Source organism: Faecalibacterium sp. AF28-13AC, from assembly GCF_003478405.1.
GTDB lineage: Bacteria > Bacillota > Clostridia > Oscillospirales > Ruminococcaceae > Faecalibacterium > Faecalibacterium prausnitzii_E.
Map to the genome: position 1 here is coordinate 1 of NZ_QUFG01000030.1, position 1,535 is coordinate 1,535.

At 54.1% G+C, this 1,535-nt stretch carries 1 protein-coding gene; it reads right to left on the bottom strand.

Going from position 1 to position 1,535, the window contains the following annotated elements:
• Positions 1-83: 83 nt before the first annotated feature.
• Positions 84-1,535: MobA/MobL family protein (locus DWY95_RS16715; protein ID WP_118554335.1), on the bottom strand; the 1,452-nt coding region annotated here is incomplete at its 5' end.

The window sequence follows — 1,535 nt, forward strand, 5'->3', positions numbered from 1 at the left end:
AATAGCCAAAAGCCAGCAAAAAACAAATGAATTATGTATTTCTGCCACTGATTGCAACGTCATATCGGTGACAGAAAGATCGTTTAGAGCGATTCTTCGCGGTTTGGGGTAGTGGAAGTCGTTTTGTGGTGGGACTTTTTCTGCTGAAACTGCTCCAGCTGTTTCAGCACCGATTCCTTCTCCGGCATCTTACCGCCCGGTGCAGAAAGCTGCTGCTTATTCAGCACCATGTCAATATACTTGCGGATATTTTTCAGGGCAGAGACGTCCGGCTGCAAGGTTTCCAGTTGGGCGCGCAGCTCTGCGCTGCTCGATTGCAGCGCAGAAAATTCGGCATCCAATGCCGAAAAATCTACCGCTGTGCTGCCGTTCAGTTTCATCAGAGTGCGGACAGCTTTATTAAAGGTGTCCAGCTCCTCTTTGTGCTGGGCGGCATAAGCGTCCTTGGTCAGCTTGAAGTTCATCTTTATAAAGGTATCGTGGATGGACTTCAGCTTGGCATGGATGGCCGTAGCGTCCTTGATTTGAGCAATCGAACGCATCCGGTTCTCGTTCTGCTTCAACTGCTTGCGGAGAGGGGCGGCGGTCTGGCTCAGGTCTTTGATTGCGGCGTTCAAGTCCTCGACCGTGTTCAAGGAGTGAGCTTTCAGATAATCGACTGCCTGCATGACTTCGGCAAGGTCACGGGCAGTACATTTTATCTGCGCCTTGCTCGACCAATCGCTGCGCTGCTCGTTGCGAAGGTTGAAGTAATCCACCAACAAGTCGGACAGCGTTGGTTCTTTCGCCTTTTCCAGAGCGTCCAGAAGAAGCTGCTTCTTTTCGTTCAGGTCTGCGATCCAGCGTTGCAGACCACGAATTGCGCTGCGGATGGACTGCATCAGGCTGTTGACGGCTCGAATATCCCGGTTCAGGTTGCCGAGAAAGGTTTCCACCCCGCGTTTTTCCATCTGGTGTGCGGCGGGACCGAGATGCACGGTCGGTATCTGCTGGATGCCCTGCCGCTCAAAGGAGCGCAGGTCAACACGTTCCGGTCTGCCAGCGGCTTCCAGATAGCGGTTGGTGATGGTCTCCCAGCTATGCCGCCAGATCTCGGCATACTTCTGGTCGTTCCAGTCCACCGTGTTTTCCTTGTGGCACTTCCAGTTGCCAGAGGAGAGCCGGATGCGCTCGCCGTTCTCGTCAAGGTCGTAGACCTTTCGGGCTTTCGGCAACCACTTGCCGTGTTCGTCCATTGCCCGGAGCGTCAGCAGAATGTGGGCGTGTGGGTTGCCATCTCCCTTGTCATGGATGGCAAAGTCAGCAATCATACCCTTGGAAACAAACTGCTCCTGACAAAACTCTTTTATCATGGACAAATACTGCTCTTTCGGCACCTCCACCGGGAACGCCAGCACGATGCGCCGGGCAAGCTGGGAGTTCCACTGGTTCTCTACAGCTTCTACGGCGTTCCAGAGCGTTGCCCGGTCTGCATATCCGGGCGGCGCATGGGACGGCAGCATGATCTCGGCGTGGACAAGCTCTTTCTTCTTGTT